We start from the raw sequence: 25,250 nt of genomic DNA on the forward strand, positions 1-25,250 counted from the left end.
ATATCAAAAACGAAAAGGTGATTAGATGTTAAGTATTGGGGTTATCGGGCTTGGTAATATTGCCCAAAAAGCATATTTGCCCGTGTATGCAGAGATGCAGGATCAGGTGCAGTGGTATTTGGACACCCGTGATTTGGCCAAGCTCACCCGGCTGACCAACCAATACCATCTGCCGATGGCGGGGACGGATGTCAAAGATTTGGACGGCTTGAAACTGGATGCGGTGATGATTCATGCGGCGACCCCGGCGCATTTTGAACTGGCCAAGCATTTCCTGACCCGAGATGTGAATGTCTTCATCGACAAGCCGCTGGCCACCACCACCGCGCAGGTCACTGAACTCTACCTGCTGGCGGCGCAGCACCGGAGGCTACTGACAGTAGGCTTCAATCGCCGCTTTGCGCCATTGATGCAACAATTACAGGCGGTGCCAAACAAGAACGTGATTGAAGTGGTGAAAAACCGGGTGGCTGATCGCCAAGCCCCGGCCGAAGCCATTTTTGACTTGCTGATTCATCCGCTGGATACCGCCTTGATGCTGGCTGGGTTCCCAACTGACATCAAACCGCGCTACAGCATGCACGCCGATCAAGACGGCAATCTGCAACAAGCCACCATCAGCTTTGGCGTCAATGGCATGCGGGTAGAAGCCGGCATTAACCTGGTTGCCGGTGCGAACCTGGAAGAAGCGACGGTCAGTTCGACGGCTGGGGTCTACCGGGTTCGAGACCTCGCGCAGCTAACGGCTTACACCAAAGCTGGCCAGACTAGCACCAAGGCCCCAGACTGGGAACCGACGCTCACGACGCGCGGCTTTGCGCCGTTGGTCAAGGCCTTTGTGAAGGCGGTCGCGGAACAAACCGATAACCCGATTGCACCGGAATCAAGCCGGCTCACACACCGGGTGCTGGCGGAAATGGCCGATCAGCTGCAAGCCTAGCGGCGAATGGCGCTGTGAATCGCCAGAATGCCGCTGGCTAAGGCGATGGCACCGCCAACGAGGGTGATGCCGCCGGCCACAGTGGTTAAGATGCCCAATGGTAGGGCGGGTTTGTTGGCCAAGATGGTTGCCTCCTTTCCCTTGCTTACCTCTAGTGTACGCGCTCACAAGGGGAAAGCCAGCAACATTTCGGCAATCCTACAAAATGATGATGGTTTGATGAGTCGACCGGTAGCCACCGGCCGACTTTTTTGCTGTGCAGAAAGTTGGTTAAATGACGACCGTTATCAGTGCATGTAGAAAACTGAACATGCTAAGCTAAAGTTAAACCTGGTAAACAGTTATGGTTTAGATAAGGGGGAACCAATATGGAGAAGCCAGCTAGCGTCCCCAAGGTGAAAGCCCCGGCCAAAGCAGCAGGCCGGACAGGGACCATTATTACCTTAAGTGTCGGCATTCTGCTGGCCATTTTATTCGCCGCTTCTACTGCCTATTCTGGCATGAAAGCTGGTCTGACCGTGGCCGCCGGCATTCCTGGCGCCATCATCGGCTCGGCGGTGGTGCGCGCCTTCGCCAAGCGGCGTGGTTATGCCGGGACCAACGAAATGCAAGGCATGGCCAGCGGTGGGGAAACCATCGCCAGTGGCATGATTTTTGTTTTACCGGCGGTGCTGTTGATCGGCGCGCAAATCAATTTTTTTGAAGCGGTGCTAGTCGGCACCATGGGCGTGTTGTTTGGGATTGGTACGGCGGCGATTGTGGAAAACCACTTGATCGTCGCCAGCAAAGATACTTTGCTTTATCCAGAAGCCATGGCCATTAGCGAAACCATTCGCGCTAGCGCGGAAGGTGGAGCCGGCCTGAAAATGATGGGCGCGGGTTTTGGCATCGGCGGCTTGCTGACGATGCTGACCGGTTCAATGTTTGGGCTGATCAATAATCATTTCGTCCTTTATGGGGCGCGCGAATTCAAATGGAAGTTTGAACTGGAAGTCAACCCGCTGCTGGCCGGCATCGGCTTTATTGTGGGGATGCAGGTGGCCATTCAAATGTTCGCCGGCTCAATTTTGGCTAACTTCGCCATTGCGCCGTTGATTGGGTACTTCACCGACATGGCGCATGGCTCCAATGAAGTGTGGAATGCCGCCGGGGTAACAGTCAACTCGTTAGGTTTTGATGGGATTGCCGGTGCATATAACCGCTACCTAGGCGCCGGCATGATGCTAGCCGGCGGACTAATCGGCGCCATCAAGCTGATTCCGGTGATTGGCCGCTCGTTGAAAGCTACATTAGGAGGGAATGAAAAGAAGTCGAAATTTGGCATCTTCCTGCTTGGCTTCTCCATTGTGGCGGTGTTCATTCTCAGCTCGCTGTTCTCTGGCAACTTGATGATTGGCCTGCTCGGCGGCGCTTTGGCCATGGTGTTGGCCTTCGTCTTCGTGGTGGTGGCCGCGAACTTGACGGGCACTTTGGGGACCTCTAACTTACCGGTGTCAGGGATGACTATTGCTTCGTTAGTATTACTGACGGTGCTGTTTGTGGTGATGGGCTGGACCTCAGAATTTGATCTGCGATCGCTTTTGCTCCTAGCAACCTTTGTCGTGACCGCCATCAGTATCGGCGGCGGTTACTCGCAAACGCAAAAGGCCACCGAGCTGGTCCATGCTGACCGACCGCAAATGCAGCGCCGGTTCCTGATTGCAGCGGTGTTGGGGACCATTACGGTAGTCGGGGTGATTGTGATGCTAGCGGGTCAGTTGGCGGATACCAGTGAAAATGCCAGCTTCGCGCTCCCGCAGGCAAACCTGATTGCCGCTTTGACCTCCGGGATCATCACCGGTAAGTTGCCATTCACCATTATTTTCATCGGCATTGCCATGGGAATTGTGCTCCACCTGTTGAAACTGCCAATCATGACAGTAGCGATTGGGTTCTACCTGCCGATGGCCACAACGGCGATTATCCTGGTGGGCGCGATTGTCCGCTTGATTGTGGAAGGTCGCAACAAAGAAAAGAACGCCGGCCGGGTGCAAAATGGTATCAGTATGGCTTCCGGTTTGATTGCTGGCGGCTCAATCATCGGGTTGACCGGCATTCTGCTGTCCATCAGTGGGGTGTTGACGCATGGCACGCCAACTGGCTGGCTTGCCGGCAATGCCGCGGCTGCGGCTTTGCTCGGGCTGCTTGTCCTGGCGATGCTGTGGGTGCTTCGTAAACGTAATGTATCGGCAAAAGCAACGAAATAAGACACTGATAACGGATGAAGTCGAATCAATGTAGCGATAAAAGTGGCGTCAGATGTGAGCTGACGCCACTTTTTATATGGATAAAATAAAAAAGTTTGTAAACACGGTTTGACCTTTTGTAAAGTTTGTGTATAATAGAGTACATGTTCAGGAAAGAATTAAGAATCTTCACGGAGCGTCTATCCAGACGGCGATGTTCAATCGACCCGCGGGGAGTCCGAATTTTTAGCAAAAAGGAGGATGACGCAGATGGTCATTTTATTAATCGGTGCTGCCGCACTAGCAATCAACGGGCTTTGGGTTTACGCCATGTTTGATCGTGCCGGCCAGACTTGTCAGCATCAAACATTCAACCCGACGATGGTGGTTAAGAAGTAATCCTGTCGCAACCTTGATAAAGAGGCCTCGCTGCAAATGCTGCAGCGAGGCCTTTTTTAGCAGACGGCTTACGGTTTGATATAGGCAAAGCCTTCGTGCTGACGTTTGGCCAATTCGAAGACCCCAGCCGGCACGACCGTCAAGCCTGGCTGTAGGTCTGCGGCCGTGATGGCGTGACTGCGCATGGCGTTGTTGCACACCGCGACTTCAACGCCTAACGCGGTCAGTTCGCTGAGTGCAATGTCACTGTCCGCTTTGGCTTGGACAATCGGCTCACCGTTGATCAGAAGCTCAACTTGGCCTGAAACATTTTGATCCTGCGCGGTTTTCAGGTAGTTCTTGATGTTGCCAAATACTACCGGCCATTTGCTGCTTTCGTCAATGTGGAAAATCACATCCATCTTTATCACCTCGGTGTTAGTATAGCATGTTGCGATAGCGGCCCGGCAGGTGGATTTTGGCTGGTTTCTTGTTGACAACCGCCTGAATTCCTGTAAACTATTATATGTGCTCGAGCGAGTGCGAGCAGTTTATTGCCCGTTGGTCAAGAGGTTAAGACGCCGCGTTCTCAGCGCGGAATCATGGGTTCGATTCCCATACGGGTGATCATAGGCCAAAACAAAAGCTCCGAAATGCCTTATCTAAAAGGCATTTCGGAGCTTTTTGTTTGCCTTCTGGGCGAGGCAAGCGGGCTGGTTTAGAACTTCAGCTCATCCTCGTCTTCATCTTCCGCCAAGATCTTCGCTTTCTGTGCGGCAAACTCATCCGCGGTAATCGCGCCTTCATCCAGCAACTGTTTGAACTGCCGAATGCGGTCGACTTTAGAGCCTTCGATGGCCTTTTTCTGGGCGGCGGCTTCCGCTTGCTTGGCTTGCACGGCCGCTGCGGCGGCTTCCTTGGCGTGCTTTTGGTGCAGGTAGTACCAAACCGCACCACCTAAAACCGCCGCGGCCAAAAAGAGATACCAGTAGGTGATCAGGAGGGCGAGGCCAACGATAATGATGCCGACCGTCCAGCACCCAGCGTTATTTGATCTTTGATGAGACACGAACTTACCTCCAAAGTGAATTTAAAACAAAGTGCCAGTCAAATGACCAGCGTACAGTTAGTCGTCATCAGGAATGAAGACGATGGGTGGTTGGTTTTGCTTCCCCATGATAATCGCCACGTCATGATAGCTGAGCTCAAGCACCTGGCCGCTGGGTTGGATGATGTATTCATCGCGCAGCAGATACAAGCCGCCAAAAATGAAGACAAACATCAGCGGCACGACATCCAACGTTTTGATTGTCAGATGGACCGCAATTAAGGCAATCACCGCAGCAATCAACAGATAGAGATAGCGGCCTTGCTTGCGGACGATTTGCGGCGTGCCGCCAGTTTGGCGCATCAGGTCATTGAGCTGCTCATTGCGAAACAACCGGCCATCTTGACTGTGATAGCGCACCACACCATCATCTTCTTTCCTATTGGGCAAGGGTGGCTTTGAGCTGCGTCAGAGTACTGGTGTCCAAATCCTCATAAGCCTGGTACGCTTTGACGTAATTGCCTTGGGCGACGGCTTCACGTAGCGGCGTGAGACTATCCGTATTGAATAAGGTGCGGGCCGCGACTTCCGCAGTGGCACTGGAGACGCCAGTGGTGTCTTGGAGCAAGGTAGCCATTTTTTGCTCATCATTGGCGGCGGCGATAATGGTACTCATTTTGGTGGAATTGACGGTATTAGCCGCGCGGTCGAGCAGGTTATCCGTGGCGGTGTTGCCGGTTTTCTGCGCTTCGATGCGTTTCACGAGCTCATTTTTCACGGCGCTATCGGCGGGGGTGTCATTGCCGGTGACGCTGCGGTAGGTGTTGTTGAGGGGCGTGAAGAAAACGATTCCTAGGACCACTAACAGGACCAACAGGCCGGCGATAATACCGAGAACCTTGGGCCATTTTTTCTTTTTGGTTTGGCGACGTCTTGCTTGGCGCATGTGATCACTCCTTTTAGCCTCCATTATACCGGTAATTGGGCTTGAAGGGGGCGGTCATTCCTCTTTCTTAATGGCCAAATGAACGACGCGGCTGAAGCGCAGGTAGGCGATGAAGTGAAAACCTACTCCGGCAACCAGCAGGAGGCCAGCAATCAAATTGGAAAAACTGGTGGCCACCATTGAGGCGAGATAAATAATGACGCTGCGCGCCGGATCCAGCCGAATGCGGTCATAGTGGGTCGCGATGCCGCTGCGGGCTAACGTTTGCAGTTCGGGGTGGCGTTCGAGGTAGCGATACAGCACCAGAAAAGAAAACGAAATGAGCAGCGCCACGGCGTCATAAACAATGAAAGCCAGCTGAATGTCGGCGTTATTGCCATTGGACAGCGCCTCAATCAACAGGACCATTGCATAGTTGATTAACGTGCTGGTGAACAGCACCCCGAGATTGATGACGTTCAGGGTGCGGTTGGTGCGCTTCACATACTGAAAATAGTCATGGTGAAAGAGCCAGTTGGTGCCGACGTAAAAATACGACAGCAAGTACATCAAAAACAGCGGCGCCTGGTGGAACACCACGGTGTGCAAGGTGCCGGGTTTCACTGTTTCAGGTTGAAATTCCAAGATTAAAATCGTCAGGAGGATGGCAAAGACGCCATCACTCAAAGCATTAATCCGCGATTTGCTCATGGTGCGCCACCTCCAGATAAATTTGCTTCGTCAAACGAGCCGTTTCGTCAGCGGCTAGAACCTGCTCAAAAGGCAGTTGGTCGTTTTCGCGCCACCAGCGCCGCAATTTGGTTGCCCCAAAAGGCGTTGGCTTGAGAGCATCGCGCTTGAGCGTGTCAGCGAAGCTCATGTTGAGATAATAAGCAAAGGCTGCGGGCCGGAATTGTGCATACAGCGTCGTCAACATGGCGCCATAAACATCCCGGCGTAAAATGCCTTCAATAATGACGTAGCGATAATGCCGCTGGCCAAAGGTAGCCAACGTGGCGATTAAAGCCACGGCAGGAGTACCAGCGTGGTCGCTGGCATGTAGCAGCTCGCGGCGCAGCATATCCTGATGCAGCACCAAGGTGGCCTTGACTGGCAGCCGAGCAGCGAGTTGATTGGCTAAGGTAGTTTTGCCGCAGCCAGAATTGCCGCGCAGGAGAATCAAAGTTGTCATGCTATCACTTCCGATTGGCCTTTATTATGCAATAAATGGCAACAAAAAACACCTGCCATACTTGGCAGGTGTCGATCACCCTAGTTTACAGGTTCTTGTCCATGTTGAAGGTCAGTTTGGATAATTCCAACCCTTGCATCAGCATGCTGGCAATTTGGCGCTTGGCTTCAGCTTTTACCGCTGCCACTAGCTTGTAGTTGGCTTGGGTCAAAGCGTCGGTCAGGTCCTGGCCAGTGAGGTCCTTGGTCGCTTCATCCGTGGCGGCGATGTGAATTCGATACAAACGATATTGTTCGGTCAAATAGTCGCGGTTTTGCTGGATGAACTTGCTGTAGTGGCTTTCCACCAGCATGCCTAAACTGCGGTGCAGCCAGTAGGCCGAGTCTTGATCAAGATCCAATTCCAGCGGCGTCTGCGAGTAGGAAGGATCGGTGTCGTCGGCGTTGCAGTAGAACGGCACGTAGGGACTGTATTCCGGAATGCCGATGTTCAGCCACATGATGGCAGCGTGGCCTTCATCAATGTCATTGCGCAGCTGCAAAATATGCGAGTTCTGAGTCCGGTTCAAGCCAATTGGCCGATAGCGCAGGCGGTCAGCATCGGTGCTGTCCTTGGCGAAGGGATCAAAGCGCGTTTCATTATAATGCGAGCCCAGGATTTGGGCGATGTCTTCGCGCGTGATCTTGTGATCGGTGCGCATAATGAATGGCATTTCGGCTGATTCTGGCGTCTCTGGCGTTTCTGGATTCAAGATGTGATGGGCATACCAGACCCGCGGCGTGTTGTAGTGGCGGTCTTTTTCATTCATCGTCCCGAAAATGTGGCGGAAGTTCCAGCCACTTTGGTCGGGGTTCAAATGATGGTCGGCGACGAATTCACGGATGCCTTCACTCCAGATGAAATTGTCTGCATCGTCGAAGTCAACTTGCTGAATGGAGACCTGGTTGGCCGCGACCGCGTAGGCATCATCAGGGATACGTTGGGCGACCCAGTGATGGCCGGTAACGATTTCCATGTACCAAACATTGTCTTTATCCGAGAACAACACCGAGTTGCCGGCAGGTGAGCCGTATTGTTTGATCAACTGCCCCAGGTACTCCACCGCGTGGCGGGCACTTTCAACAAAGGGCAGGGTCATGTTGACAATTAAGTCTTCATCCAAGCCGTCTTTGACCAACGGATCGAAGGCCAGGGTGCGTTCGTTGCCGTAGGTACTTTCGGTGGCGGACATGGCCACGTTCTTTTCGTTGATGCCACTTTCTTCGTAGTCACCGAGGTGTTCGGTGTCCACATTTGGCACCGCGTTGTAGCGGTAGCCGTTTTCTGGCAGTGGTGCTTCAAAACCGTTCAGCGGTGACTTCACGTGCAAGTCTTTTTCACCATGCCATGCGGGATGCATGTAGAACCGGTGTGGTGCTAGCACATGAAAGGTGTCATCGTTGCGGGCGATCATGGTACTGCCATCGATGCTGGCGGCTTTCCCCACCAAAATCGACGTGCAGGCAGATTCAATTTTCATTGTTACCCCTCTTTTCCACAAAGTCTATCGCTAGTGTACGCCAATGCGGCGAAGTTTGCAGGCTCAGGGCCGGTATTCTGAGAAGGTAATGGGATTTCGGTGAAATCGCTGACAGCAATTGACAAGCGCGCCATTATTTCGTAAGATATTATTCGTTCGTTAGTCTTATTGGGTAGTAGCGAAGTGGTAACGCAGTGGACTCTGAATCCATAATCATAGGTTCGATCCCTATCTACCCAATCAAATTAGCAAGCTGTCTCGGCCGTGTTGGCTTGAGGCAGCTTTTTTCGTGAATTCACGATTTTTCGTTGACATCATCGCTGCTTTTTCCTAAACTGGTACTCGTGCTTAAGAATATTGGGTAGTAGCGAAGTGGTAACGCAGTGGACTCTGAATCCATAATCATAGGTTCGATCCCTATCTACCCAAGTGATGGCTGTCGCAGCGTGCGATGGCCTTTTTTTAAACTTTGATGCGCAAAGGGAGGGCCCTTATGCACAAACGTAAACCGCAAATCGAAATCCTCGCGGCCTTGCTGGCGCTGATTGGGCTGGTGTGGTTGTTGAGCCATTACCATGAAGTCTTCGCGCTGGTGCGACATGCCGATTTTTCGCAGGACACTTTGGTGCACGCCTTGCGCGGTGATTCTTGGGCCATTATCCCGCTGGTGATTTTGCTCAGTGCCGTGTCGGTCATTCCTGGGGCGCCGAATGCCGTGGTGGCGGTGGTGTCAGGTATCTGCCTTGGCGCACCGCTCGGCTTTGTGGCCAATGTGATAGGCCTGACGATTGGCAACAATATTGGCGCTTTGCTGATTCATCATCTCGCGGATGAGCACAGCCAAGCCGATAAGCAAACGCGGGTGCTCAAGTGGTTGCAGCGCTCGCGCAATCCGCGCTTGGGCCTGCTGATTGCTTATGCCGTACCGTTTATTCCTAATACCATTACCCATGTGGCGGCAGCGCGCCTTGGCATCACAGGCAAACGACTGGCGCCAGTGATTGCCTTAGCTTCTGTGCCAACGGCTTTCTTTTATGCCTTTGGTGGGGATGCCGTGCTCCATCTGAACTGGCATCGGCTGATCGTGGTCGGCCTACTTCTCGGCCTCGGCGCACTCGTGGCCTGGGCCGTGATGCGCCGCCGCGAAGATGATCAAAAGCCCGCACATTAATGAAAATGGCCATTCCTTAGCGCTAGGAATGGCCGTTTTGATGTGATTGCTATTTGAGATGAATTGCCAAGACGCCGGCGGCTTGCTCCTGGGCAGGGGTGTAATGGGCATAAGTCTCCTGAGTCATTTTGGCCACAGAGTCATCAGGCGCGGCGCCCACCGCTAAGCCACCAAACTGCGTGTACAGCGCGGTGAAGGAATCAAAGTGATCGATGGCACTGACTTGCTTGGTGAGCTTTTTGCCAGTGTCCAAATCGGTCAAGGTGAGGTGGTTGCCAGGCCGTAATTGGCGGCGTTTGGCGTCATTCAGTCTAATTTCAATTGTTTTGGTGCCAGCTTCAATTAGCAGAAATTGATCGTGGGTAATGGCCATGTCCATCAGGATGCGCCTCCTTAATTTAGAGCGATTATACCGCATGCGCTGACAAGGCACCAATATCAGTGTTAAAATCAAGCCAATAGCTTGAACCAGGGAAGGGTGTTAGGGTTGCAAGATAAAAAACAAGCCTCGCAGTTTCTACTGCGCCAAATCATCGATCAGCTACTGGCGTTGGTGATTTTGCTGGTGGCCTGGATGATGCGCGCGTCTTTGACGGCGTGGTGGGCCAAAGGCATCGTCATTGTACTGATTGCCTTGCTCGTGGTGGATTACTTCATGCATTCACCAAAATTGCCAAAGAAGAAGCATTAAGCCATGGGCTGTGACAAAAGGCGGGTTTGGAGCCGACAGGTAGCCTTTCTAACGCATGTCAGCCTGTACGCGCTTTGCGCTACGGGCTGGCGTAGCTGCTGCCGCATGTCAGCCTGTACGTGCTTTGCACTACAGGCTGATCAAGCTGCTCGGTTCCGGCCTTTTGGCACGTAACTCTGCTGAAACATTTGGCGTGAATCTAGGGGGCTGTGACATTCGTCACAGCCCCCTTTTTTACTCAGCGATTGACTCGCCATAAGAAGATGGCATAGCCAAAACAAATTAACCCATAAATCAGCACGACGATGACCACGAACAACAACCAGCGCCAGCCGAACGCCATTGCGCTGGCCCACAGCAGCACGCCTAAGATCGCCGCTTGCACGGCGCGCTGCAGCATGGCGGCCATGGGTCTATTCAAAGGAGACCTCAATGAACAGTACGCCGGTGGCGGTGACGTGACTCAAAGTGAGCCAAATCGCGGCTGGGGTAGTGGGTTCATCGGGATTGATCAACTCAGCCAGCCACTGCACCAGGCGCCGGTGGTGGCGGATAAAACCGTCATCAAGGCGAAAGGCATTGAGGCGGTCATCAGGGAACAAAGCTGCTTGCTGCGGAAAAATCACTTGATCCGACAAGCGGAAGGCGACCACGTTTTGATAGCCGCGATTGATCAATTCAGCGCTTTGCGGGTGCGCTTGAAGATAACTCAAAATCATGTCTGCGCCGTCCAAGGCGTTCACCTCCGACTTTAGTCTGTGTGGGATTACCGCCGAATATGATAACATAAAGGTAAGCTAAAACCCAGAAAAGGGGGCTTTTTGATGACTGTTCACTTGTATCTCGTCAGACACGGTGAAACCGAGATGAACCGGGCGCAGCGCCTGCAAGGCATCACGGATGGCCCGCTGACTGCTAAAGGCCTGGCGGCAGCGGCAACGTTAGGCACCATCCTGAAGCACGTGCACTTTGATGCGGCTTATAGCTCGGATCGGCGCCGCGCCAAGCAAACCGCCAAGGCAATTTTGGACCAGCATCCTGATGCCCCGCCGCTGCAGGAGCTGACCGGCTTGCGTGAGTATTATTTTGGCGGCAATGAAGGCATGAAAAACACGGCCCTGATGCGCAAGACGCAGCGCCGGTTCGGGTTTGGAGCGTTTGCCAAAATGTGGTTAGCTGCACCGCAATTTCGGACTTTGGTGCGGAACTTCCACGCGATGGATGACACCGGTCAGGCCGAAACCTTCGACGCTTTAATGACGCGCATCGACACCACCTTTAAGCAGATTGTGGCGGCTAATCAGCCAGAGGCCAATGTGTTGGTGGTGGCGCACGGGGTCAGTTTGAGTGCGCTAATTTACCAGCTGGCGCCCAAACAGCTGCCGGTGACGCTCTTGAAAAACACGTCGGTCAGCCTGGTCGATGCCGGTGCCACTTGGCAGGTGCGGGGGGTCGATCTGACTTCTGAAAAGGCAGTGCTGGCGCTGGCGGCTGACGCCAGGCCGGCGGCGGACCACCTGGCCCAGTAGGCGGCACTTAAGGCCAGCGCTGCGCTGATTCGGCTGGCCAAAATAAGTTTTGAAAATTGTGTGAAAATAGTTGTAAAATAACCTGAGGCGCGTATAATGACAGTTTGTCACATGACATTCTGTCATATTTATTTTGGCTTTTTTTGCCAGAAAGGAGTCTCATGCCTAAACCAACTTTCTTCCGGCTCGCTGATGAAAAACGGCAGCGCTTGATCAAAGCCGCCTATGCCGAATTTGCTCGGGTGCCATTTCAAACAGCCAGCATCTCAAACATTATTCGTGATGCCGGGATCCCACGCGGTAGCTTCTATCAATACTTTGAAGATAAAACTGATATCTTCTTCTATTTACTTGATCAAACCCGCATGCAAACTACCTTGCTTTATGAGCAGGCACTAAAGCGGCACAACGGTGACCTGTTCGCTGCGCTCGATGAATTTTTCAATGCGGCGGCGGATGTGTTAATTGAAGGGCCAGACGCGGAATTTTACGCCAATGTCTTTTTATACATGGACTTTCAAAGCGCGACGCATTTTTCCCCGAGCGATGCGAAGCCACCCCATAAAAAAGAACTGCTTCGCACTACCTTATCGTTGATTGACCGCGATAAACTGGTGGTAAGCAGCGATGAAGAAGTAGGCATGCTCTTTCGGCAAGCCATGTGGATTTTCATGCAATCACTAGGCCATTATTACCATCGACTACGCAATGGGGAACAGATTTCACTGGCGCAGTTGAAAGCGCGCATGGCAACCATGCTTCATTGGTTGCAATTCGGCGCTGGTGTTCAAAAGGAGGACTTACATGATTAAACTAGCCAAAGGCCGCGTGTCAGGCTGGCAGATTTTAGGCGCGGTGGCCTTTATGATCGTTCAGGTCATCACCAGCTTATATCTGCCTAACTTGACCGCGGACATCGTCAATAACGGGGTTGCCACCGGCAATATTAACTACATCTGGCAGGAAGGTTACAAAATGATCTTCTTCGCTGTGATTTCGGTCTTAGCCAGTGTCGGCAACGTCTTTTTGGCCGCCCGGGTTTCGCAGAAACTCGGCCAACGCATTCGGTCCGATGTGTACCGTAAAGTCATCAATTACTCGCATGACGAAATGGATCAAATCGGGACCAGTTCGCTAATCACGCGGACCACCAACGACGTCACCCAGATTCAAAACGTTTGGGTCATGATTTTGCGCATGATGATCATGGCGCCAATCATGCTGGTGGGCGCGTCCTTCTTGGCTTACCAGAAGAACCACACCTTGACCTTGATCTTCGTCGTGGTGCTGCCGATTATGGCGCTTTTCATCGGCATCATTATGAAGTTTGCCGTGCCGTTGTTCCGCGCGATGCAGCAAAAAACCGATAACATTAACTTGGTCTTCCGGGAAGGCCTGACCGGGGTGCGGGTCATCCGCGCGTTCCGGCAGGACAATTTTGAACAAGACCGTTTCGAAGGCGTCAACAAGGATTACACCAACAACGCGGTGAAAGTCTTCTCCATCATGGCGATGATGTTCCCAGTGATGACCCTGATCATGAGTGGGACCAACATCGCGATTGACTGGTGGGGCGCGCATCTGATTGCCCAGCAAACCATGCAAACCGGGAACCTGATTGCCTTCATTACTTACGCGATGCAGATTCTCATGAGCTTCATGATGCTGTCCATGATTTTCGTCTTCATTCCTCGGGCCCAGGCTTCGGCCATCCGGATCAACGAAGTGCTGGATCAAACCACGACCCTGACTTCGCCAACCAGCCCTAAGTCCTTTGCCAACACCACGTCGCAGCTCCAATTCGACCATGTTCAATTCCGTTATCATGGCGCTGAAGAGCCAGCACTGCAAGGCGTGGACTTCGATATGAAGGCCGGGCAAACCGTGGCGATTATCGGGGGCACTGGGTCAGGTAAGTCGACCCTAGTCAATCTAATTCCGCGCTTCTATGATGTGGAAAAAGGCGCGGTGCGGGTCAATGGCATGGACGTCAAGGATGTCGATTTGGATGAATTGCATCGGCAAATCGCCTTTGTGCCGCAAAAAGCTAACCTGTTCTCCGGTACCATTCGCTCCAACATGCAGTATGGCAATGACAATGCCACTGATGAGGAAATCTGGCACGCTTTGGCCATTGCGCAAGCCGATGACTTCGTGAAAGCTAACCCAGAAGGCTTGGACTACCATGTCGAACAAGGTGGGGACAACTTCTCTGGTGGCCAAAAACAGCGGCTGGCGATTGCCCGGGCGTTGATCAAAGACGCCGCCGTGTATGTGTTCGACGATTCATTTTCCGCCTTGGACTTTAAGACCGACGCGCAGTTGCGCCAGGCTTTGAAGGATGACGAAAAGATTTCGTCCCGCGTGGTGGTCATTGTCGGTCAGCGGGTGTCCACGGTGGCAGATGCCGATACCATCATTGTGCTGGATAACGGCGAAATGGTCGGGCGCGGCACGCATGCCGAGCTGAAGGCCAATAACGAAACCTACCAAGAAATCGTTCATTCACAAATCAGAGAAGGGGATGAAGACTAATGGCTGAAACCAAAACACCACAGCGTCAAGGCATGGCTGGTGGCCACGGCCCAGGCGGTCGCGCCGGCTTAGTGGAAAAGCCTAAGAACTTCTGGGGCACCACCTTCCGTTTGTTCGGTTACATGAAATCACGTTTGGTGGGCATTGGCATTGTCTTGGTGTTCGCCATTGCCTCTACCATCTTCCAAATTCGCACCCCGAAAGTATTAGGGGAAGCGACAACGGAAATCTTTAAAGGCTACATGAAAGGTGTGGCTCAGCAAAAAGCTGGCATCGCGATGGACCAGTTCCCGATTAACTTTGACAAAATCAAAGAAATCATGATTGTGGTCATCTTCATGTACCTGGCTTCGGCTTTGTTCTCCTTCCTGCAGCAATTCATCATGACCCGGGTTTCACAGCGCACGGTTTACGACCTGCGTAAGGAACTCAAGGCCAAGATGAAGCGCTTGCCGATCAACTACTACGACACCCATTCCAATGGGGACATTATGTCGCGGGCCATCAACGATATGGATAATATCGCCTCGACCTTGCAGCAAAGTCTGACGCAGTTGGTCACCAGTACCTTCACCTTCATTGGGACCTTGTGGATGATGTTGTCGATTTCTTGGAAATTGACCCTGATTGCCTTGGTCACCATTCCGCTGAGCCTAGTCGTGGTTGGCTTGGTCGCGCCACGTTCGCAGCGCTTCTTCGCCGGTCAGCAAAAAGCCCTCGGGCTACTCAACAACTATGTTGAAGAAAACTATGCCGGCCAGGTGATCGTAAAGTCCTTTAACCGCGAACAAGACGCTTTGGATGCCTTTGAAGTGCAAAACCAAGCCTTCTACAACTCCGCTTGGAAAGCGCAATTCGTATCTGGGATAATCATGCCGCTGATGACCTTCTTGAATAACATTGGTTACGTCTTCGTTGCCATTCTTGGTGGGGTAGCCGTCGCTAATGGGACGGTCACCTTGGGGAATGTGCAGGCCTTCCTGCAGTACACGCAGCAATTCAGTCAGCCGATTTCGCAGCTGGCCAACTTGGCCAACACCATTCAAAACACCGTGGCCTCTGCAGAACGGGTCTTTGAAGTGCTTGACGAACCAGAAATGGAAGATATCGAATCCGGTGTCACCCCAATCGAAGGCGATCAGCATCCGTTGGTCATGGACCATGTGAAGTTCGGTTACGACGGCAATCCGCTGCTGATGACCGACTACAATTTGACGGTTGAACCTGGGCAAATGATTGCCATTGTCGGCCCAACTGGCGCTGGTAAAACCACGGTCATCAACATGCTCGAACGCTTCTACGATGTTAAAGGTGGCTCGATTCGCATGTGGGGTAAGGACATTCGCGATATGAGTCGCGAAGATGTCCGCAGCCACTATGCGATGGTGCTGCAAGACACCTGGCTGTTCACTGGGACGATTTGGGACAACTTGAAGTACGGCCGCGAAGATGCCACCGATGAGCAAATCATCAGTGCCGCCAAGGCCGCTCACGTGGATCAATTCGTGCGCCAGCTGCCGAAGGGTTACGATACCGTTTTGAATGAATCGGCGTCTAACATTTCGCAAGGGCAGCGGCAGTTGCTGACGATTGCCCGGGCGTTTGTGGCCAACCCTGAGATTTTGATCTTGGACGAAGCGACTAGCTCGGTTGATACCCGGACGGAAGTGCACATCCAGCATGCGATGGCGCGGTTGCTGAAGAACCGGACCAGCTTCGTGGTTGCCCACCGGCTGTCCACCATTCGCGATGCTGATAACATCATTGTGATGAATCATGGCTCAATTGTTGAAACCGGTAATCACGATGCATTGATGGCTAAACAAGGCTTCTATGCTGACCTCTACAACAGTCAGTTTAGCGGTAGCGTTACGATCTAAGGTTAGAAAAAGACTCGCTGTGGCTAGTCTTTTTTGCGTTTCGGGCGCGGCGGCGACCGCTGCAGCGCCGGGGTGCGGTGAGCCGGCAGCGTTGAGGCTGGAGCCAAAGGACGGTCTCCAGCCTCAACGCGGAGCCAGCATCGCGCTGCCGCGCTCACCGCTGTCTTCGCGTTGCCCCCAGTCAGCACAGGAGCAGCCTGCAAAAACCGCAGTCTCCTCGTGTGCTGGCTGTTTCGCAGCAGTCGCCGCCGCTAGATAACAGTCAACTCCACCTAATAGCCTTAAGCAATCCCGGACCCGGCTGTAGGTGTCGCATTTGATCTAAGCAAGCAAAATGCTCGCGCTCTCCTTGGTTTGTGTTTACAATGACCAATACCAAAAGGGGGTGCAATGATGGCGAGGTTAATTTTGAATCCGGCAACCCGGATTAGTTATGTGGCGTTGCGGGTCATCTCGATGTCCAAAATGGTGGCTTGGTATCAGCAGGTGTTAGGGCTGGCGGTGCTGCAGGCTTCTGCCAAACGCACCTTGCTTGGGGTGCGTACGAACCGGCGGGTATTGGTGCTGCTGGAGACTGGGGCCTCTCAAATTTCGACGCAGGTGGCAGGGCTCACGGCGTTTAGCTTGGCGCTGCCAACGCGCGGGGCGTTGCTCAAGTTAGCGGCAGGGCTGCCGGCGGCGGTGCTACCGGTGGCCTGGTTTCGCAGCGGCTTTGGGCAGGGGGTGCGGTTGACTGATCCGGAAGGCACCCAGGTGATTTTGGAACATGATGCTGGCGTGCAAGCCATTCCCCCGCGCGGCTATGATTTTGCCAATGCCCAGACACAGCCCATGCTGGCCCCTAAGTTGCCTAAGGCCGCGTCTGAAAGGTTGTTGCCAGCAGGAGCGGCGGTGGGGCGCCTAGAAGTGACGACCTCACAGTTTCTAGCTACGATGGGGCATATCGAAACGGTGTTGGGATTTGTGCTGCAACAAGAATCTGGCCAGCGGGCGTATCTGACCGTCGGTGACAATACGCATCATATCGGCATTGAACTGGTCGCTGATGCCCAGGCGCGGTTACGCGGGCCAAGCGATGCCGGGGCCGATTATGTGAGTTTGGTGGTGCCAGATGTCGCCACCCTGAGTTTGTTGCGGCAAAATCTGATTGCCAAACAGTGGCAGAATTTTGATTACAATGCGGAACATCAATACTTGCGCGTCGCCGGGCCGAATCAGTTAATTATGTGGTTTTCGGTGGCTTGAATTCATCCTTATAACGTCAAAAAGGCGCTCAGTCAACCATGGTGGTTGGTTGGGCGTCTTTTTGGGTAGCGGCGAAACCGCAATAAATTTAGGGCTTGGTGCGACCGGGTACAAAAACAGAAAAATGGGCTTTATCGAATTTCTGATGGGTGACAGAGTATTCAAATGGCCTGCCGTCATCTAAATACACTACATTGGTTACCGCGAGCACTGGTTCATCAGGCGTGTTTTTTAAATACTGTTGATCATCTTCAGTAGAGCGTCGTGCCTCGATGCGGCGAAAGGCGGCACCAATCGTGAGTTGCAGGTTTTGTTCAATGTAAGTGTAAATGGAATGATGAAGGATATGTTCATCAATGCCGGGAATCAGATCAACCGGCATGATGGTGTACTCCAAACCGTAGGGCTCATTTTCCACGTAGCGCGCTCGTTCGATATCGTAAACGGCTTGTGTGGGGGACAGGGCCAGCTTTTCCTGTTCGAGTTCGGTGGGATAGCGGAGCTCGAATTTGATGACTTTGCTTTCAAGCCGGTGGGTTCGACCCAACAGCTCTGTGGTGCCGACATATTGATCGACGCCCACATCCAAGTTGGCAATGCTTTCGGCGTTGTATTTGACGTAGGTGCGGCCACCTTGTTGGCTGTAGAGATAGCCTTCTGTTTTAAGCAAATCAAGGGCCTTTTGTAGGGTCATGCGGCTGGTATGAAATTCTGCCGCCATCCTCTTTTGTTCCGGCAGCGCCGCCCCAGGTTTGTAGGCGCCCGCCTTAATCGCTGCCCGAATGGACTGGGCAATATCGGCATATTTAGACATGAGCTCGCCTCTTTCTTCTTCCCCATTCTACCGATTGTTAGGCACCAATCGCAACCTTAAAAAATGAAAGTACAAGTTTATAATTTGACTTTACAAGTTTTATGTAAGCGCTTATAATTCATGGCGAAAGGGAGGAAAACTATGACTGAATTGAAGCAAGGATTTTTGTGGGGTAACTCCACATCAAGTATGCAGACGGAAGGCGCATTCGACGAAGGTGGGAAGGGGCAGTCAGTCTATGACCTGCGCCCGGCCACTGCCGAGGCGTCGGATTGGAAAGTCGCGATTGATGACTACCATCGTTATCCGGAAGACATCGCCCTGATGAAAGACCTCGGGATGAATTGCTATCGGTTTCAGATTTCTTGGAGCCGGGTGAATCCCACCGGTGACGGCGAATTCAACGAAGAAGGGATTAAGTTTTATTCAGACTTAATTGATCAATTGTTGGCTGCTGGCATCACGCCGATGATCTGCCTGTATCACTTTGATATGCCGTTACACCTGGCGGAAGCGTACAACGGCTTTGTCAGTGATCATGTCGTTGAAGCTTTTATCCGGTTTGGGAAAGAAATGGTTAAGCGGTTTGCTGATCGCGTGCCATACTGGATCACCTTCAACGAGCAAAATCTCTACAGCGTACCGGAAGCGTTCAAAATTAGCGGCTACGACGGTCCCAAGACGCCGCGCGCGCTGTATCAGATTCAGCAGCATGTCATGACCTGTCATGCCGCCATTGCCAACGAAATCCATGCGCATTACCCGCAAATCCAAATCGGCGGGATGTTAGCTTATCAAGAAGTCTATCCGCACTCACCGCTACCGGAAGATGTGGCAGCAACGCGTAAATTCTTGGAGTTTGCGGATACGAATTTGATTCGACTGTTCACAGTCGGTCAGTATTCAAGTGAAGTTCTACATTATATTCATCGTGAAGGCTGGGACGATTTACTCGATCCTGAGGAAATGGCCATTATCAGCCAGTGCACCAGTGATTTTCTGAGTTTTAGCTATTATTCAACGGCCACCTTGGATAGCACCAAGATTCCGGTGGCAACTTGCCCGAACTTCTGGGGCGTGCTTGGTCACACACCGAACCCTTATCTTCAGACCAATGAATGGCAGTGGCAGATCGACCCGCTTGGCTTCAGAACCGTTTTGACCACGATTTATAACGAAACTCACGTCCCAGTCTTTCCAATTGAAAATGGCATTGGGGTGCGGGAACACTGGGATGGTGAACACGAAATCAATGACGATTATCGTATTCGCTATCACCGTGCTCATATTCAGGCCATGAAAGACGCGGTGACGCTTGATGGGGTCGAATGCATTGGCTATCTGGGTTGGGGTTTAATCGACATCTTGAGTTCAGCGGGCAACATGGATAAACGGTATGGCCTCGTTTACGTCAACCGGACAAATCATGACCTGATGGACCTTAAACGTGTACCAAAGCGGTCCTTCCACTGGTTCAAGCAAGTGATTGCCTCTAATGGGGAACAGCTCTAGCATCAACTACGATTAAGATTGGAGATGATTTTTAATGGCACAAGAAAAGACTAAAATGAGTTTTCTAGACCGCTTCACCGCAGTATCAGCTCGCATTGGCGGTGAGGTTCATCTTCGTTCGTTGCGTGACGCCTTCGCGATTATTATGCCGTTGTTCATCCTGGCCGGCTTAGGCACCTTGATCAACAGCGTTATCTTTCCAAAAATTGCTAGTGGTGAAACACTGGCCAACTTACAGGTCTGGGGCAGCTTGATTGCCAATGGGACCTTGAATATCGCCGGCTTAATGTTGGCGCCGGCGATTGGTTACTGCTTGGCTTATAACCGTAATTATGATAATCCAATCACGGCCGCTATTATTGCTTTGGCCAGCCTCGTGATGACCATGCCGTTATCGCTCAAATTGATTCCAACCGGCGCCACCAAAGCGGTTGAAATCGGCGGAGTCCTGAGTTTTTCCAACTTAGGGACCACTGGCATGTTCGGTGGGATTATTGTCGGGCTCTTGGCCACGGAATTGTTTGTCTGGCTGTCGAAGCAAAAACACCTGCAAATTAACTTGGGTGAAAATGTGCCGCCGGCCGTATCAAAATCATTTAACTCCTTGATTCCGGCGATCATTGTGACCTCAATCTTTGCTTTGATTGCTGCTTTGCTGGCGATTTTCGCCCACACCGATTTGATTTCCTTGATCGCCACTGGGATTCAAGAACCATTGCGAGTTTTGACCACGAGTTTGCCAGGGATGCTGATTATCTACTCGATTGGTAACTTCCTGTTTACCCTGGGGATTCACCAGACTGTCATTAACGGCACATTGCTCGATCCACTGCTCTTGATTAACATGAATAAAAACATGGCAGCCGCTGCAGCGGGTAAACATATTCCGTATATTTTGACCAACACCTTCCGTGACACCTTTGGGATGATGGGTGGCACTGGTTCGACAATTTGTTTGTTGATTGCCATCTTCCTGTTTTCCAAGGTGAAGTCTAGTCGGGAAATTGCGAAGTTAGCCGTTGCACCTGGGATTTTCAACATCAATGAACCGGTTATCTTCGGCTATCCGATTGTGTTCAATATTCCAATGATGATTCCGTTTGTTCTGCAGCCAGTGATCGGGATTTTGATTGCCTACTTCTTCACGGCAATCGGCTTTATGAATCGGGTCATTGTGTTGGTACCATGGACCACGCCACCGTTGCTGTCGGCCTTCCTGGCCACTGGTGGGGACTGGCGCGCTGTGGTCGTTCAACTCCTGATCATTGTCGAAGGGGTGCTGTTCTACATTCCGTTTATGCGTATTTCGGAGCGTGTTCAAGCCAAAACCATGGACTTAGATCAATAAGTAACATGAAGCCGGGGCAACCCGGCTTTTTTTGCGCGTACGCTTGCCAAAGCGCTATCAATCTTTCTATACTGAAACGGTTGGAGGCGGTGTGATGGAAGTTCTGAAAGCAGTTGAGCAAATCCTCACGCGGCAGACCGCGCCAGGCCTGAGCGCCGCGTGGCTGCATGATGGTGTGATTGAAACCAGCGTCTTAGGGGTCGCGGCCACTCAGCCGCAGGTGCTCCCGCTGCATTCGGGGATGCTGTATGATTTGGCCTCTTTGACTAAAGTAATTGGCACTACCACCGTTTTTTTGCAGGCGGTGACTGAAGGGCGCTTGACGTTTGACACGCCGCTGCGGCAGCTGCTGCCGAGCTTTCCGCACCAGACGACCTTTCGGCAGGCGCTGACGCACACCTCGGGGCTGGAAGGGTACATTCCGCATCGCGACGATCTGCCGGCTCCGGCGTTGAAACAGGCGCTCATCACCCAGCTCAAGGTGACGGCCGAATGCGACCGGCAGGTGGTGTACCGCGATGTGAATTTGCTGCTGGTCGGGTGGGCCTTGGAAAAGCTGTACGGTGAGGCCATTCAGCCCTTGATTACTAGGCGCGTGCTGAAGCCGCTGGGCTTGCAGCAAGCGACTTTTCAGCCGGAGCCGCAGCAGTGTGTGCCGACCACCTATGATCCAGAGGCTGGTTTACGGCGGGGCGTCGTGCATGATCCTAAGGCGGCAATTTTAGGTCAACACAGTGGGTCGGCTGGACTATTTGCTAGCCTGCAAGACCTGATTACCTTCACGCAGTTCGCTTTTGGCCAGCGTCAAAGCCCGGCCTGGCCCGACAGTTTCTGTCAATTAGATCAGGATCAAACCAAGGCGCACTTGGGCCGGACCATCGGCTGGGATTTGCGGCGCGATGCTGGCGGCCGGACTTGGCTTTATCACACCGGCTACACCGGGACGTTTTGGCTGATTCAGCCGCAAACGCAGGCGGCACTGATTGTGCTGACCAATCGCGTGCATCCACAGGCGAATGAGGACTTTTTGACTGTCCGCGATGAATTAATTGCGAATTTAATGTCAGCGCGTTCATGAAGCACTGACTGTGGTACACTTTGATTGAAAAGTATATACATTTATTGCAAGGGGGATTCAATTTTGACAGAACCGATTTTCTTGGAACCCGTATTTCACGAAAAAATCTGGGGTGGCCGCAAGCTGGCCACTGACTTCGGCTATGACTTGCCTGACGGTAAGATTGGCGAGGTTTGGGCCATTTCAGCGCATCCCAATGGCCCAGACACCATTGCTAATGGCCCGCTGAAAGGCAAGACCTTGGATGTCGCTTGGCGCGAAAATCAGGAGTACTTTGGCCACCAAAAGGAAAAAGTCTTCCCACTCCTGACGAAAATTTTGGATGCCAACGATAGCTTGTCTGTGCAAGTCCATCCCGATGATGCTTATGCGGCGGCGCATGAGCGTCCCGGCGAATTGGGCAAAACCGAATGCTGGTATGTGATTTCAGCGGAACCAGGCTCTTATCTGATCTACGGGGATCATGCTAAGACCCGCGAAGAATTGGCGGACATGATTCACCGCGGCGACTGGGAGCACTTGCTACGCAAAGTGCCGGTGAAAACTGGCGACTTTGTCTACGTCCCAAGTGGCACCATTCACGCCCTGAACAAAGGCATCATGGTGCTGGAAACGCAGCAGAGCTCAGACACGACGTACCGGTTGTATGACTATGACCGGGTCGGGGCCGATGGCAAGAAGCGTGAGCTCCACCTGCAGCAAAGCATCGACACCACCACCGTGCCGAGCCATGACCCAGAGCTGAACATCACCAAAACCACTAAGGATGATGCGACCATCACGACCTTTGTGACGGCGCCGATTTCCAAATTCTTCTCGGTGTATAAAATCGATCTGGACGGCAAGCTGAACCAGACACCAACCGCGCCATACACCTTGGTTTCCGTGCTGGACGGGACAGGCACCATCGAAGCGGATGGCAAGTCCTATCCCCTGAAGAAAGGCGTTCACTTCATCATTCCTAACCAGATTAAGGCCTGGACCTTCACGGGCAAGATGATGATGATTGTCTCCACCCCTGGGGCTGAACAATAAACCGAATCAAAAACAGCGGGTCTTGCGCTTCCCTTTCGGAAGGGCAAGGCCCGCTGTTGCGATTTAGAAGCCCGCTTTGATGTAGCCGGCTTGGCTGAATTTTTGCCGCATCTGCAGCACTGCGGTGTAGGTGGCGAGCAGATAGATCTGGTTTTCATCCACTTGCTTCAGGTAATCGATCACATCGTTGAGATCTGGCTTGGTGGCCAAGGCATCATCCGGCACGCCGGCCACTTGCATGCGAAAGGCGATATCGCGATAGCGTTCGCCGCCGACCATGTAAGACGTGGCGAGGCCGCTTTGCACCAGCTGTTCCAGATTACCATCCCAGATCCAGGAGGTATCGGTGCCATCGGCATAATTCGCGTTTAGCAGCATGGCAAAGGCAAACGGCTTTTGCTGATGCTGAATCATACTCAGCACTTCGTTGAGGCCCACCGGGTTTTTGACCAAAATCAGGGTCACAGTTTTACCGTTAATGCTGATTTGCTCCTGGCGGCCAAACACCTTCTCGGCTTCACCAAAGGCTTGGCCGATTTCTGCTGGGGTGATATCAAACGCCGCGCCCACCGCATAGGCGGCCAGGGCGTTGTAGATGTTGTAGGTGCCGCCAATGGGCAGGTGGTACGGGTGGCCATCAATGGCAAAATCGGAGCTGGTAGGGGTTTGGGCCGCCACACTGGTGACCTGGTGGCTCAGCACTGGCCGCTTGAAACCGCAGTTCGGGCAGAAGAAACTGCCGAGGTTGCTGTAGGTGATGCCATGGTAATGGAGAATATGCTCACACACCGGGCAAAGCACGCCATCAGTATTGGCTGGGGCGAAAATATCATTGTTGGCTTCCGTTGCCAACTCGAAGCCATAGTACTGCAGCGGGTTGGCCAGTTCGCGGGAGCTGAAAATCGGCGCGTCGCCATTGGCAATCACTAAGGCATCGGGGTTAGCTTTGACGCCTTTCAGGATTTTGTCATAGGTGGTGTAAAACTCGCCGTAGCGGTCCATTTGATCGCGGAAGATATTGGTCATCACAAACGCTTTGGGGTGCAGATAATGCGCCACTGCCTTGACGTTGGCTTCGTCGACTTCCAGCACCGCGATTTTACGCTTGGCGCCAGCCTGGGTTTTATGCGCGAAGTAAGCACCGATGATGCCTTGCAGCATGTTGCTGCCGGTGGGGTTGGTGAGGATATCATCATATTGCTGGCTCAGGACCTTGACAATCAGCGCTGTGGTGAGCGTTTTGCCGTTGGTGCCGGTGACGATAATGGTTGGCCGGTCTTGGCCTAATGCCCCGAGGACGTCAGGGTCGATGCGGGCCGCCAGCTTACCGGGGTACGCCGAACCGCCATGGCGGAAGCGGTGCAAGTACCAGTAACTGAAGCGTCCAGCCAAAATGGCGAAACGTGATTTGAGAGAAATTGTCATCGCAGTCGCGACCTCTTTCGTGTAAGTTTCTTGTCGCGTACTATCATAGCATAGGAAACCCGCAAATCCGGCGGCGCCAGTGTTAATTCCCTTAAGATTCCGTTATACTAGGAAAGGTGAATTTTTAGCGGCCGTAATTGGGCCGCGTAGGGAGGCTCGCATGGCACAATTATTCTTTCGCTACGGCGCAATGAATTCAGGCAAAACCATCGAGATTTTGAAGGTCGCACATAACTATGAAGAGCAGCATAAACACGTGATTATCCTGACTTCCGCTGTGGATGATCGCGCTGGCGTCGGGATGATTTCCAGCCGCATCGGCATGGAGCGGCCGGCGCATCCGGTGCAAGACAGTACGAACATTTTTGACTTGGTCAAGCAGATGAATTCCAAGGCTGCCTGCGTGCTGATCGATGAGGCGCAGTTTTTGAAGAAGCACCATGTCTTTGAATGTGCCCAGGTGGTGGACGAGCTTGGTATTCCGGTGATGGCATTCGGTTTGAAGAATGACTTTCGCAACGAGCTGTTCGAAGGGTCGCAGTATCTGTTAACGTACGCCGACAAAATCGAAGAAATGAAAACCATCTGCTGGTTCTGCGCCAAAAAAGCGACCATGAACCTGCGCGTGCATGATGGCAAGCCGGTGTATGAAGGCGAGCAAATTCAAATCGGCGGCAACGAGAGTTATTTCCCGGTCTGCCGGCATCACTATTATTTTCCGCCGCAGCAGTTAGCCTAAGCGGCATCAAGTAAGGAGGAG

General features: G+C 52.6%; 28 protein-coding genes and 3 tRNA genes. 18 read left to right on the top strand and 13 right to left on the bottom strand.

What is annotated here, in order from left to right; all coding sequences use genetic code 11:
- The first annotated feature begins 25 nt into the window (after positions 1-25).
- Positions 26-940 (top strand): Gfo/Idh/MocA family protein, encoded by a 915-nt coding sequence (locus AAA927_RS01555; protein WP_338215047.1) that lies wholly within the window; start codon positions 26-28, stop codon positions 938-940.
- Here the strand turns inward: AAA927_RS01555 and AAA927_RS01560 are convergent.
- Positions 937-1,062: a hypothetical protein gene (locus AAA927_RS01560; RefSeq protein ID WP_338215049.1), complete on the bottom strand. Its 126-nt coding sequence runs from the start codon at positions 1,060-1,062 to the stop codon at positions 937-939. The genes AAA927_RS01555 and AAA927_RS01560 overlap by 4 nt on opposite strands.
- A gap of 246 nt (positions 1,063-1,308) precedes the next feature.
- Here AAA927_RS01560 and AAA927_RS01565 point away from each other — a divergent pair, with 246 nt between their 5' ends.
- Both AAA927_RS01565 and AAA927_RS01570 read left to right on the top strand, forming a co-directional pair.
- Entirely contained in the window at positions 1,309-3,186 is a 1,878-nt protein-coding gene (locus AAA927_RS01565) for an OPT/YSL family transporter (protein WP_338215051.1), read from the top strand.
- Positions 3,187-3,435: 249 nt separating this feature from the next.
- Entirely contained in the window at positions 3,436-3,564 is a 129-nt protein-coding gene (locus AAA927_RS01570; protein WP_268886765.1) for a hypothetical protein, read from the top strand.
- A 68-nt stretch (positions 3,565-3,632) separates the two neighbouring features.
- Here AAA927_RS01570 and AAA927_RS01575 read toward each other — a convergent pair whose 3' ends face one another.
- Complete coding sequence (locus AAA927_RS01575; protein ID WP_338215056.1) at positions 3,633-3,965, bottom strand: DsrE family protein; 333 nt, start codon at positions 3,963-3,965, stop codon at positions 3,633-3,635.
- 133 nt (positions 3,966-4,098) lie between these two features.
- Here AAA927_RS01575 and AAA927_RS01580 point away from each other — a divergent pair.
- Positions 4,099-4,170: transfer RNA gene (locus tag AAA927_RS01580), tRNA-Glu, on the top strand.
- Positions 4,171-4,261: 91 nt separating this feature from the next.
- On the opposite strand, the gene AAA927_RS01585 is transcribed toward AAA927_RS01580, so the two are convergent.
- The 6 genes from AAA927_RS01585 to AAA927_RS01610 form a co-directional block, all read right to left on the bottom strand.
- Positions 4,262-4,612: an SHOCT domain-containing protein gene (locus AAA927_RS01585; protein ID WP_338215058.1), complete on the bottom strand. Its 351-nt coding sequence runs from the start codon at positions 4,610-4,612 to the stop codon at positions 4,262-4,264.
- 57 nt (positions 4,613-4,669) lie between these two features.
- Positions 4,670-5,014, bottom strand: coding sequence for a hypothetical protein (locus AAA927_RS01590; RefSeq protein WP_338215060.1), 345 nt, complete (start codon positions 5,012-5,014; stop codon positions 4,670-4,672).
- Between the two features lie 16 nt (positions 5,015-5,030).
- Positions 5,031-5,537: a hypothetical protein gene (locus AAA927_RS01595; protein WP_125581479.1), complete on the bottom strand. Its 507-nt coding sequence runs from the start codon at positions 5,535-5,537 to the stop codon at positions 5,031-5,033.
- A gap of 54 nt (positions 5,538-5,591) precedes the next feature.
- Entirely contained in the window at positions 5,592-6,227 is a 636-nt protein-coding gene (locus tag AAA927_RS01600; RefSeq protein WP_338215064.1) for a TMEM175 family protein, read from the bottom strand.
- Positions 6,208-6,708 carry an AAA family ATPase gene (locus AAA927_RS01605; protein ID WP_338215065.1) on the bottom strand — a complete coding sequence of 167 codons (501 nt, stop codon included), beginning with the start codon at positions 6,706-6,708 and terminating at the stop codon, positions 6,208-6,210. The genes AAA927_RS01600 and AAA927_RS01605 overlap by 20 nt, the downstream gene beginning before the upstream one ends.
- Before the next feature lie 85 nt (positions 6,709-6,793).
- Positions 6,794-8,227, bottom strand: a complete 1,434-nt coding sequence (locus AAA927_RS01610; protein ID WP_338215067.1) for a C69 family dipeptidase — start codon at positions 8,225-8,227, stop codon at positions 6,794-6,796.
- Between the two features lie 169 nt (positions 8,228-8,396).
- Between AAA927_RS01610 and AAA927_RS01615 the strand changes: the two genes are divergently transcribed.
- From AAA927_RS01615 to AAA927_RS01625, 3 genes are all read left to right on the top strand, one after another.
- Positions 8,397-8,467 (top strand) — tRNA-Gln (locus tag AAA927_RS01615).
- 118 nt (positions 8,468-8,585) lie between these two features.
- A tRNA-Gln gene (locus tag AAA927_RS01620) sits at positions 8,586-8,656 on the top strand.
- A gap of 64 nt (positions 8,657-8,720) precedes the next feature.
- Positions 8,721-9,398 (top strand): TVP38/TMEM64 family protein, encoded by a 678-nt coding sequence (locus tag AAA927_RS01625; RefSeq protein ID WP_338215069.1) that lies wholly within the window; start codon positions 8,721-8,723, stop codon positions 9,396-9,398.
- Between the two features lie 49 nt (positions 9,399-9,447).
- Here the strand turns inward: AAA927_RS01625 and AAA927_RS01630 are convergent, their stop codons facing one another.
- Entirely contained in the window at positions 9,448-9,777 is a 330-nt protein-coding gene (locus AAA927_RS01630; RefSeq protein ID WP_338215071.1) for an ASCH domain-containing protein, read from the bottom strand.
- 108 nt (positions 9,778-9,885) lie between these two features.
- Here AAA927_RS01630 and AAA927_RS01635 point away from each other — a divergent pair, with 108 nt between their 5' ends.
- The gene (locus AAA927_RS01635; RefSeq protein WP_338215073.1) at positions 9,886-10,089 is read left to right on the top strand and encodes a hypothetical protein; all 204 of its coding nucleotides are present in this window, start codon (positions 9,886-9,888) and stop codon (positions 10,087-10,089) included.
- A 238-nt stretch (positions 10,090-10,327) separates the two neighbouring features.
- Here AAA927_RS01635 and AAA927_RS01640 read toward each other — a convergent pair whose 3' ends face one another.
- Together AAA927_RS01640 and AAA927_RS01645 are read right to left on the bottom strand one after the other, a co-directional pair.
- The gene (locus AAA927_RS01640; RefSeq protein ID WP_338215075.1) at positions 10,328-10,510 is read right to left on the bottom strand and encodes a hypothetical protein; all 183 of its coding nucleotides are present in this window, start codon (positions 10,508-10,510) and stop codon (positions 10,328-10,330) included.
- On the bottom strand, positions 10,503-10,823 hold the full coding sequence (locus tag AAA927_RS01645) for a hypothetical protein (RefSeq protein WP_338215076.1): 321 nt from the start codon (positions 10,821-10,823) through the stop codon (positions 10,503-10,505). Before AAA927_RS01645 ends, AAA927_RS01640 begins: the two co-directional genes overlap by 8 nt.
- Positions 10,824-10,913: 90 nt before the next feature.
- On the opposite strand from AAA927_RS01645, the gene AAA927_RS01650 reads away from it, so the two are divergent.
- The 5 genes from AAA927_RS01650 (at position 10,914) to AAA927_RS01670 (ending at position 17,278) form a co-directional block, all read left to right on the top strand.
- Positions 10,914-11,618 carry a histidine phosphatase family protein gene (locus tag AAA927_RS01650; protein ID WP_338215077.1) on the top strand — a complete coding sequence of 235 codons (705 nt, stop codon included), beginning with the start codon at positions 10,914-10,916 and terminating at the stop codon, positions 11,616-11,618.
- A gap of 161 nt (positions 11,619-11,779) precedes the next feature.
- Entirely contained in the window at positions 11,780-12,430 is a 651-nt protein-coding gene (locus tag AAA927_RS01655) for a TetR/AcrR family transcriptional regulator (RefSeq protein WP_125581459.1), read from the top strand.
- Positions 12,423-14,153: an ABC transporter ATP-binding protein gene (locus AAA927_RS01660; protein ID WP_338215080.1), complete on the top strand. Its 1,731-nt coding sequence runs from the start codon at positions 12,423-12,425 to the stop codon at positions 14,151-14,153. The genes AAA927_RS01655 and AAA927_RS01660 overlap by 8 nt, the downstream gene beginning before the upstream one ends.
- On the top strand, positions 14,153-16,033 hold the full coding sequence (locus AAA927_RS01665; protein ID WP_338215083.1) for an ABC transporter ATP-binding protein: 1,881 nt from the start codon (positions 14,153-14,155) through the stop codon (positions 16,031-16,033). Before AAA927_RS01660 ends, AAA927_RS01665 begins: the two co-directional genes overlap by 1 nt.
- Positions 16,034-16,426: 393 nt before the next feature.
- On the top strand, positions 16,427-17,278 hold the full coding sequence (locus AAA927_RS01670) for a VOC family protein (RefSeq protein ID WP_338215084.1): 852 nt from the start codon (positions 16,427-16,429) through the stop codon (positions 17,276-17,278).
- A gap of 88 nt (positions 17,279-17,366) precedes the next feature.
- Here AAA927_RS01670 and AAA927_RS01675 read toward each other — a convergent pair whose 3' ends face one another.
- Complete coding sequence (locus AAA927_RS01675; RefSeq protein ID WP_338215086.1) at positions 17,367-18,092, bottom strand: GntR family transcriptional regulator; 726 nt, start codon at positions 18,090-18,092, stop codon at positions 17,367-17,369.
- Between the two features lie 141 nt (positions 18,093-18,233).
- On the opposite strand from AAA927_RS01675, the gene AAA927_RS01680 reads away from it, so the two are divergent.
- The 4 genes from AAA927_RS01680 to manA all read left to right on the top strand — a co-directional run bounded on the left by AAA927_RS01680 (position 18,234) and on the right by manA (position 23,065).
- Positions 18,234-19,604 carry a glycoside hydrolase family 1 protein gene (locus AAA927_RS01680; RefSeq protein ID WP_338215088.1) on the top strand — a complete coding sequence of 457 codons (1,371 nt, stop codon included), beginning with the start codon at positions 18,234-18,236 and terminating at the stop codon, positions 19,602-19,604.
- 34 nt (positions 19,605-19,638) lie between these two features.
- Positions 19,639-20,952: a PTS sugar transporter subunit IIC gene (locus AAA927_RS01685; protein ID WP_338215090.1), complete on the top strand. Its 1,314-nt coding sequence runs from the start codon at positions 19,639-19,641 to the stop codon at positions 20,950-20,952.
- A gap of 94 nt (positions 20,953-21,046) precedes the next feature.
- On the top strand, positions 21,047-22,030 hold the full coding sequence (locus AAA927_RS01690) for a serine hydrolase domain-containing protein (RefSeq protein ID WP_338215092.1): 984 nt from the start codon (positions 21,047-21,049) through the stop codon (positions 22,028-22,030).
- A gap of 63 nt (positions 22,031-22,093) precedes the next feature.
- A complete protein-coding gene (gene manA, locus AAA927_RS01695) occupies positions 22,094-23,065 on the top strand; it encodes a mannose-6-phosphate isomerase, class I (protein ID WP_338215094.1) in 972 nt (323 codons plus the stop codon).
- A 63-nt stretch (positions 23,066-23,128) separates the two neighbouring features.
- On the opposite strand, the gene AAA927_RS01700 is transcribed toward manA, so the two are convergent.
- Positions 23,129-24,490, bottom strand: coding sequence for a MurT ligase domain-containing protein (locus AAA927_RS01700; protein ID WP_338215096.1), 1,362 nt, complete (start codon positions 24,488-24,490; stop codon positions 23,129-23,131).
- A 160-nt stretch (positions 24,491-24,650) separates the two neighbouring features.
- Here AAA927_RS01700 and AAA927_RS01705 point away from each other — a divergent pair, with 160 nt between their 5' ends.
- Positions 24,651-25,229, top strand: a complete 579-nt coding sequence (locus AAA927_RS01705) for a thymidine kinase (protein WP_338215098.1) — start codon at positions 24,651-24,653, stop codon at positions 25,227-25,229.
- Positions 25,230-25,250: the final 21 nt, after the last annotated feature.

This window comes from Lacticaseibacillus salsurivasis (assembly GCF_036246225.1).
GTDB lineage: Bacteria > Bacillota > Bacilli > Lactobacillales > Lactobacillaceae > Lacticaseibacillus > Lacticaseibacillus salsurivasis.

What these genes read in the sequence shown, in the direction of transcription:
- AAA927_RS01555 (WP_338215047.1), top strand. Translation starts at nt 26, where the DNA reads ATGTTAAGTATTGGGGTTATCGGGCTTGGTAATATTGCCCAAAAAGCA.
- AAA927_RS01565 (WP_338215051.1), top strand. Translation starts at nt 1,309, where the DNA reads ATGGAGAAGCCAGCTAGCGTCCCCAAGGTGAAAGCCCCGGCCAAAGCA.
- AAA927_RS01570 (WP_268886765.1), top strand. Translation starts at nt 3,436, where the DNA reads ATGGTCATTTTATTAATCGGTGCTGCCGCACTAGCAATCAACGGGCTT.
- AAA927_RS01575 (WP_338215056.1), bottom strand. Translation starts at nt 3,965, where the DNA reads ATGGATGTGATTTTCCACATTGACGAAAGCAGCAAATGGCCGGTAGTA.
- AAA927_RS01595 (WP_125581479.1), bottom strand. Translation starts at nt 5,537, where the DNA reads ATGCGCCAAGCAAGACGTCGCCAAACCAAAAAGAAAAAATGGCCCAAG.
- AAA927_RS01600 (WP_338215064.1), bottom strand. Translation starts at nt 6,227, where the DNA reads ATGAGCAAATCGCGGATTAATGCTTTGAGTGATGGCGTCTTTGCCATC.
- AAA927_RS01605 (WP_338215065.1), bottom strand. Translation starts at nt 6,708, where the DNA reads ATGACAACTTTGATTCTCCTGCGCGGCAATTCTGGCTGCGGCAAAACT.
- AAA927_RS01610 (WP_338215067.1), bottom strand. Translation starts at nt 8,227, where the DNA reads ATGAAAATTGAATCTGCCTGCACGTCGATTTTGGTGGGGAAAGCCGCC.
- AAA927_RS01625 (WP_338215069.1), top strand. Translation starts at nt 8,721, where the DNA reads ATGCACAAACGTAAACCGCAAATCGAAATCCTCGCGGCCTTGCTGGCG.
- AAA927_RS01630 (WP_338215071.1), bottom strand. Translation starts at nt 9,777, where the DNA reads ATGGACATGGCCATTACCCACGATCAATTTCTGCTAATTGAAGCTGGC.
- AAA927_RS01650 (WP_338215077.1), top strand. Translation starts at nt 10,914, where the DNA reads ATGACTGTTCACTTGTATCTCGTCAGACACGGTGAAACCGAGATGAAC.
- AAA927_RS01655 (WP_125581459.1), top strand. Translation starts at nt 11,780, where the DNA reads ATGCCTAAACCAACTTTCTTCCGGCTCGCTGATGAAAAACGGCAGCGC.
- AAA927_RS01660 (WP_338215080.1), top strand. Translation starts at nt 12,423, where the DNA reads ATGATTAAACTAGCCAAAGGCCGCGTGTCAGGCTGGCAGATTTTAGGC.
- AAA927_RS01665 (WP_338215083.1), top strand. Translation starts at nt 14,153, where the DNA reads ATGGCTGAAACCAAAACACCACAGCGTCAAGGCATGGCTGGTGGCCAC.
- AAA927_RS01670 (WP_338215084.1), top strand. Translation starts at nt 16,427, where the DNA reads ATGGCGAGGTTAATTTTGAATCCGGCAACCCGGATTAGTTATGTGGCG.
- AAA927_RS01675 (WP_338215086.1), bottom strand. Translation starts at nt 18,092, where the DNA reads ATGTCTAAATATGCCGATATTGCCCAGTCCATTCGGGCAGCGATTAAG.
- AAA927_RS01680 (WP_338215088.1), top strand. Translation starts at nt 18,234, where the DNA reads ATGACTGAATTGAAGCAAGGATTTTTGTGGGGTAACTCCACATCAAGT.
- AAA927_RS01685 (WP_338215090.1), top strand. Translation starts at nt 19,639, where the DNA reads ATGGCACAAGAAAAGACTAAAATGAGTTTTCTAGACCGCTTCACCGCA.
- AAA927_RS01690 (WP_338215092.1), top strand. Translation starts at nt 21,047, where the DNA reads ATGGAAGTTCTGAAAGCAGTTGAGCAAATCCTCACGCGGCAGACCGCG.
- AAA927_RS01700 (WP_338215096.1), bottom strand. Translation starts at nt 24,490, where the DNA reads ATGACAATTTCTCTCAAATCACGTTTCGCCATTTTGGCTGGACGCTTC.
- AAA927_RS01705 (WP_338215098.1), top strand. Translation starts at nt 24,651, where the DNA reads ATGGCACAATTATTCTTTCGCTACGGCGCAATGAATTCAGGCAAAACC.